Annotated in this window: 6 protein-coding genes; all 6 read left to right on the forward strand. The window is 49.3% G+C overall.

The annotated features are described in order from the left end of the window. The first annotated feature begins 352 nt into the window (after nt 1-352). Complete coding sequence (locus EII26_RS07995; RefSeq protein ID WP_124888629.1) at nt 353-1,348, forward strand: TRAP transporter substrate-binding protein; 996 nt, start codon at nt 353-355, stop codon at nt 1,346-1,348. Between the two features lie 164 nt (nt 1,349-1,512). Continuing rightward, nucleotides 1,513-1,980: a TRAP transporter small permease gene (locus EII26_RS08000; RefSeq protein ID WP_233572673.1), complete on the forward strand. Its 468-nt coding sequence runs from the start codon at nt 1,513-1,515 to the stop codon at nt 1,978-1,980. Further along, nucleotides 1,977-3,254 (forward strand): TRAP transporter large permease, encoded by a 1,278-nt coding sequence (locus EII26_RS08005; RefSeq protein WP_124888631.1) that lies wholly within the window; start codon nt 1,977-1,979, stop codon nt 3,252-3,254. The genes EII26_RS08000 and EII26_RS08005 overlap by 4 nt, the downstream gene beginning before the upstream one ends. Before the next feature lie 57 nt (nt 3,255-3,311). Continuing rightward, nucleotides 3,312-3,992 (forward strand): FadR/GntR family transcriptional regulator, encoded by a 681-nt coding sequence (locus EII26_RS08010; RefSeq protein ID WP_124888632.1) that lies wholly within the window; start codon nt 3,312-3,314, stop codon nt 3,990-3,992. A gap of 89 nt (nt 3,993-4,081) precedes the next feature. After that, complete coding sequence (locus tag EII26_RS08015) at nt 4,082-4,876, forward strand: 5-deoxy-glucuronate isomerase (protein ID WP_199735131.1); 795 nt, start codon at nt 4,082-4,084, stop codon at nt 4,874-4,876. Between the two features lie 21 nt (nt 4,877-4,897). Next, complete coding sequence (locus EII26_RS08020) at nt 4,898-6,172, forward strand: lactate racemase domain-containing protein (RefSeq protein WP_233572674.1); 1,275 nt, start codon at nt 4,898-4,900, stop codon at nt 6,170-6,172. Nucleotides 6,173-6,363: the final 191 nt, after the last annotated feature.

A 6,363-nucleotide genomic window follows, 5' to 3' on the forward strand; every position in this document is an offset into this window, starting at 1 on the left:
ATCAAGGGCTTTTACAACTCCAAATAGCCTACATTGTCCCCGATGGTACTCTGTAGCAGGACGAAAAAGAAGCTATGTTTACCTCATATCATGATTTCTTCGCTTATCGTGTCTTTTTTCTTGACTAGAGCCCACAAAAAAACGTCAAAATGTTGCTTTTAATTCGACGAGAAGTATAATGTAATCATCTTGTATTACAAGTTGGACTTGCTTGTGAGCTGTTTTTGTCTTGGATTGCTGTTTGTTGACGGCAATAGAAGCTCGTATTTCTAGGCGTCTGGAACTTTATCAGCGTTTCTCTGGCTCTCGGAATTTAAGCAGAACACAATAAAATCTTGAGGAGGAGCGGATCATGAGGAAAGCAGTGGCAGTCTTTGGCGTTGTCGCGTTATCGATAATGTTTGTGGCCTCCGGATGCCTCCGTGCAGGAGCGAACGAGCTGGTGTTTCAATTAGCCATGGTGGATCCTGAGACTTCTCCATACTACAAGGGAGCAGCAAAAGTTGCTGAAGAGGTTGCAGCGGCCACCGATGGAAGGATCAAGATCAAAATAGCCGCCGGTGGTACGCTTGGAGGGGAGCGCGACACCGTTGAGCTTGCAATGACGGGTGATATTGACATTGCTACGGCAGCGAATTCAGTGATGACTAATTTCATCCCCGAGATGAGTATCTTGGATCAAGCCTTTTTATGGTCCAACGCAAAACAAGCACATGCGGCAGTGGATGGCCCCGTCGGAGTGCTCATTCAAGAAAAAGCAAAGAAACTCGGTCTGCATGTGATCGGCTATATGGAGTCCGGGTTCCGGAATGTCTTTTCGGTAAGGCCCATAGCAAAGATTGAGGATTTTACCGGAATCAAGATTCGAACCATGCAGAATCAGTACCACATGACAGCGTTTAGCGCCTTCGGGGCAATGCCTGTCGCAATGGCGGCCGGGGAACAGTTTACGGCACTACAGCAGGGAACCATCGACGCAGCGGAAAACGCAATTGCAAACTGCTGGAACAATGGCTTCTATGAAGTTACGAAGAACATCACATATTCCAATCACGCATTTGTCTACATCCTCCTCTGCATGTCAAACGAGGCGTGGAACAAAATCCCGGAAGATTTGCGTGAACCTTTCCTTTCAGCAGTTAAACGGGGTTGTGATGCCGAGCGCCAATATCTCGTCGAAGCCAACGAGGATGCCACAGAGAAACTCAAGGGAGCCGGCGTCGCCTTTCACAATATCGACCACATGACATTGAAAACCGCCTACGAGAAGGCAGCCAAAGAAAAAGGGCTGAAGTTTGATCCTGCATGGGAAGCTGCCGTTACCGAAGTCCTCGCCTCAGTTAAATAAAGGCCTGTTCTGAGAACGACCGGTTTAAAAGGCAACGGAATCTCTATTAGACTGAGGGCCTCCGTTGCCTTAATTATTGATCGGCGACTGGGGGAATCATGAAGCGTATTTTGAGTTTCTGCCAAAAGATGGAGAATGCGATCCTGGTTGTTACGTTTTCGTCCATGGTGTTGATGTTTTTTGTCCAGGTTCTTAACCGAAATATCTTCAAGTTACCCGGACTAGCTTGGCTTGAGGAGTTGGCGACGTATTGCCAGATCTACATGGTGCTGATCGGCACGGAAATCGGTCTTCGAGACGGTACTCAAGTATCCGTTACAGCTGTTATTGACTGTCTGAAAGGACGAGCCTACAAAATCGTCCGAATCCTGGCAAAGATCATCGTCATCGTGTTCTCCGGAACACTCGCATTCAGTACGATCCGGCTCCTTCGAGTGCAATTACTGAGCGGCCAGACATCCTCCGCAATGGGCATTCCCATGGTAATTCCCTATTTTGCACTGACTCTGAGTTTTACTGTCATTACGCTGGTACAGAGCGCAAGCCTGGTTGGAATGCTGAAGGATTGCAATCCTCACCTCATAGGCACAAAGGAGGAAAGCTCCGAGAAGGAGAGGGAGGAGAACATATGACAGGCATCTTGTTGTTCGGCAGCTTCGCGTTGTTTCTAATTCTCGGGGTTCCCATCGCCCTGTCGCTGAGCGCAGCAACAATGTTCACGATCGTGGCGAGTTCAGACGTGTCGGCTTCAATCTCCACAGTTGCTCAAAGGATCTATGGAGGCTTGGAGTCCACATCTATCATGGCCATAGCTTTTTTCGTTCTGGCGGGCAATTTGATGACCAAAGGTGGAATTTCGCGTCGTATCGTGGATTTTGCGAATTCCATTATTGGTGGAGTCCGTGGAGGCATGGCACTTGCCTTAGTTTTGGCATGCGCTTTCTTTGCAGCGCTCTCTGGCTCTGCCCCGGCAACAGTAGTAGCTATCGGAGTCATGCTTTACGACGATATGGTGCGTATCGGATATCCTCCCAAACGAGTGGCAGGACTTCTGGTTATTTCAGGAGGATTGGGCCCCATCATTCCCCCCAGCATCATCATGGTGATCTACGCAACGCTCACGGGAGCATCGGTTGGAAATATGTTCCGCTCCGGAATGCTGATTGGTATTATCATCATGCTGGCGCTAATGGGCGTGGGGGCCTACTATGCCTATAAAGAATCCTGGCCCAAAGCGAGGAAGAAATATTCTATCGGCGAGTTCTGGGTCTCCGCTATTAAGGCAATCCCTGCCCTGATGCTGCCAATCATCATATTGGGCGGAATTTACAGCGGTTTTCTGACTCCCACGGAGTCAGCTGCAGTTGCGGTTGTCTGGGCATTGATCGCCGGAATGTTCATCTATGGAGAAATTCATGCATCAGATCTCGTGCCAATTCTTCTGCAATCGGCAAAGAGTTCTGCGATGATCCTTTTTATCATCGGAACCTCGACAGCCTTCTCCTGGCTTTTCACTTTTACCGGACTCTCCCGTTCGCTAGTCGCCTCCGTTTCTGCGATGAATCTCGGTCCTTCACTTTTTTGTGTCGTGGTCGCGGTTGTCTTGCTGGTGTTTGGAACCTTCATGGAGGGTATTGCCATAGCTGTGCTTCTGGTCCCCGTGCTCTGGCCAATAGCTCAGAACATGGGTATTGATATCATCCACTTTGGCATGATCGTGTGCATCTCAAACGTTATTGGAACAATGACCCCTCCCGTAGCCGTAAACATCTTCGCAGCATCTTCCGTAACGAAACTCAAGATGGGGGATATCTCCAAGGCAGGCATCCCTTTCTTTGTCGCTTACCTGATGGTTTTTGTGTCCGTGGTCTTGGTCCCCGCACTGAGCAAAATAATGGTGCGATAACACCCCACCTCGGACGATTTTAGACGCCCTCGGCAAAGAACACGCAGAGAGTCTATCATGTCGCTTCAAGCAAAGTTAAGTGTCATCCAACAGGTTTCAGAATATCTGAAGGCACATATTCAAGATGGAAGCTGGCCTGTCGGGAGTAAGATTCCGTCCGAGAATACCTTGGCCCATATCCTGGGGGCCAGTCGTGCAAGCATCCGGGTTGCCATACAGCAGTTTGTCGGCGTGGGGGTGCTTGAAAGCTGGCAGGGCAAGGGGACTTTCGTGAAGAGGGACATTTTGGATGTGTTTCCCAGCAAAGACTCTGTCCTGGCACAAAAGACCTACATGGATATCGAGAAGGTCTTAGAATTTCGCAGCTTTCTAGAACCCGAAGGATGCCGTATCGCCGCTAGGAATCCGACACCTGAATTGATACAGGCGCTGGAACGGCATTTACGGAATATGATGGATAATATCGGTAACAGGAAGGTTTTTGTAGAACAGGATATCCTGTTTCACAAGTGCATTGCGCAAGGTTCAGGCAATATGCTTCTGGAAAAAAGCCTCTCAGAGGTGTTTAACGCAACCTTCTTGTTTCATCTTCAAATGAACGAAATATTTGGTTATCAGGATGGAATTTATTATCACTCTATCATTTTAAATGCGATTCGAAATAAAAAAACCAAATTAGCCCGAAAGTTGATGGATGAGCATATACAACAAGCCATTGCCCATTTGAAAGCTCAATAGCGACCGGTCTCTTAGGGCAAAAAGACAAAATTCCGTTGCGGTTCTTTGTAGAGTCGTTTGAGACGAATGTACAACAGGAGGACCTGGAGATGAATCCAAACCGTTTGCGCATGGAACGTTGGAGAGTACAATCCCCCGAGGAGCCAGGGTTCCACCCTGTGATCATTCCCGATAAAAGCGAATGCCGTGTAGCACACGTATACCGACTAAACTTACAAAAAAACAAAGATTTTCTGATTGAATCCGGTAATTTGGAACTGCATCCCATCCTTATAGATGGCAACACATATTTGGGTGGACATCCCTCGCTCGATCAGGAAATGAATAAATTTGATTCTTTCTACATCCCGGCACAGACTTCCGTAACCTTAACAGCCTTGGAGGATAGTGTGTTCTACATTGCTGGAGCTCCCTATGAAGGGATCGGAGAGGCGGTTTTCCGTAAATACGATCCTGACCTGCCTATTGGAGAAATCCACCAGATCCATGGAGAGGGAGCGGGACGGCGTGAGGTGATGTTCACGCTAGCCACAGGAACACCGGCATCTCGGCTCATTTGTGGATTGACTTGGGGTGGCAATGGATCTTGGACCAGTTGGCCTCCACATCAGCACGAAAAGGATTTGGAGGAGGTTTATTGTTACCTCGACATGCCCGCGCCCGCCCTCGGTTTCCACATCAGTTATCTTGAAAGTGGCGGCATGGTGGACTCTGTTGTCCATCCAGTCCGCTCCGGAACAATGGTCGAGGTCCCCTGCGGATATCATCCTACAGTAGCCCCTCCTGGAATACGGAATACTTACTTTTGGGTGCTGGCCTCTTTTTCGGCTAAACAGCGCCGATACGATCTGGCTATTCCAGATCCTGAATATCTGAAGTTTTGAATGCTTGAGGAAGAAATCATAATGGAAATTTATAGAGAGTCGGAGCATCGCTCTCTGACGGAGACCGAGATCCTCGAAGATCTCAAAACGCTGCTGGCCGGGTACCCTTCCCTCAAAAAGGTGCTGATTATTCCTCCGGACTTCACCCGCTTCCATTCTATGGCTGGAGAGATCACAGGGCTGCTTTGGCGGGAATTGAAAGGCCATGCGACCGTTCACGTAATGCCTGCCTTAGGCACACATATGGAGATGAGCGATGGGGAGCGGCTGAAGATGTTCGGCCCTCATATACCTAAAGCATGTTTTTTGACGCACCGCTGGCAGACCGATACTGTCTCGATCGGTCGTGTACCGGCGGACGTAACCGAGGAGATCTCAGGTGGCCTTTTTGCCACAGATATCGAGGTGGAGGTCAACAAGCAGCTTCTCTCGGGAGGATACGACCTGATCTTGTCCGTGGGACAAGTGGTTCCCCACGAGGTCGTTGGCATGGCAAACTACAGCAAGAACATCTTCGTCGGGATCGGCGGGCGGCAAATGATCAACAAAACCCACATGCTGGGCGCCTTGTGCGGCATTGAAGAGGCTCTCGGCAACGGGGACGCTCCGGTACGTCAAGTTTTCGATTACGCGCAGGAACACTTTCTCGGGGATTTTCCATTAGTCTATATCCTGACGGTCACAACTAGACATGGGAGGGACACCCATCTGAACGGCCTTTACATTGGCCCCTCCAGAAGGCCCTATGAAGAAGCCGTAAAGCTCTCGCAAAAACTGAACATCACCTACTTGGACCGCCCCGTCAAAAAGGTGGTTACCTATCTCGATCCTCACGAGTTTAAGACGACCTGGGTGGGAAACAAAGGGATTTACCGGACTCGCATGATCATCGCCGACGGCGGCGAGCTGCTGATCCTGGCCCCGGGAATCCGTGCCTGTGGGGAGAACCCTGAAATAGACGCCATCATACGAGCCTATGGGTATAGGGGACGTAATACCACTTTGAAACTCTATAACGAAGGAGTATTCGAAAACCGGACCATGGTCGCCGCCCACCTTATTCACGGCTCCACAGACGGACGTTTCCAAGTGATCTACGCAACGGACCCGGCCCTGTTCTCGGGCAAAGAAGTCGAGGCAATCGGCTATGAACATATGGAATTAGCAAAAGCTCTATCTATCTACGACCCAGACACCCTGGAGGACGGGTTCCATACATTGCCCGACGGCACGGATTTCTACTTTGTCAAAGCCCCCGCCATGGGGCTTTGGAAGCTCTCGACAGGAATTTCCTGAACCCCTTGAACATTGTTCCCGACATTTTATGGTTCCTCGTTATTCTGTGTGGGTAAGGATGAGTTCGAAATTGTCAGAAGTGGTATAATCGTAACATTATGAAAGACATTCAAGTGTTTGAAATCGCGCTTGGTCTGAAAAAGCCGTGGCATATCGAGTCCATAGACCTCGATGCCGATAGAAACCGCCTT

The sequence above is a fragment of the Fretibacterium sp. OH1220_COT-178 genome (genome assembly GCF_003860125.1).
Lineage (GTDB): Bacteria > Synergistota > Synergistia > Synergistales > Aminobacteriaceae > CAJPSE01.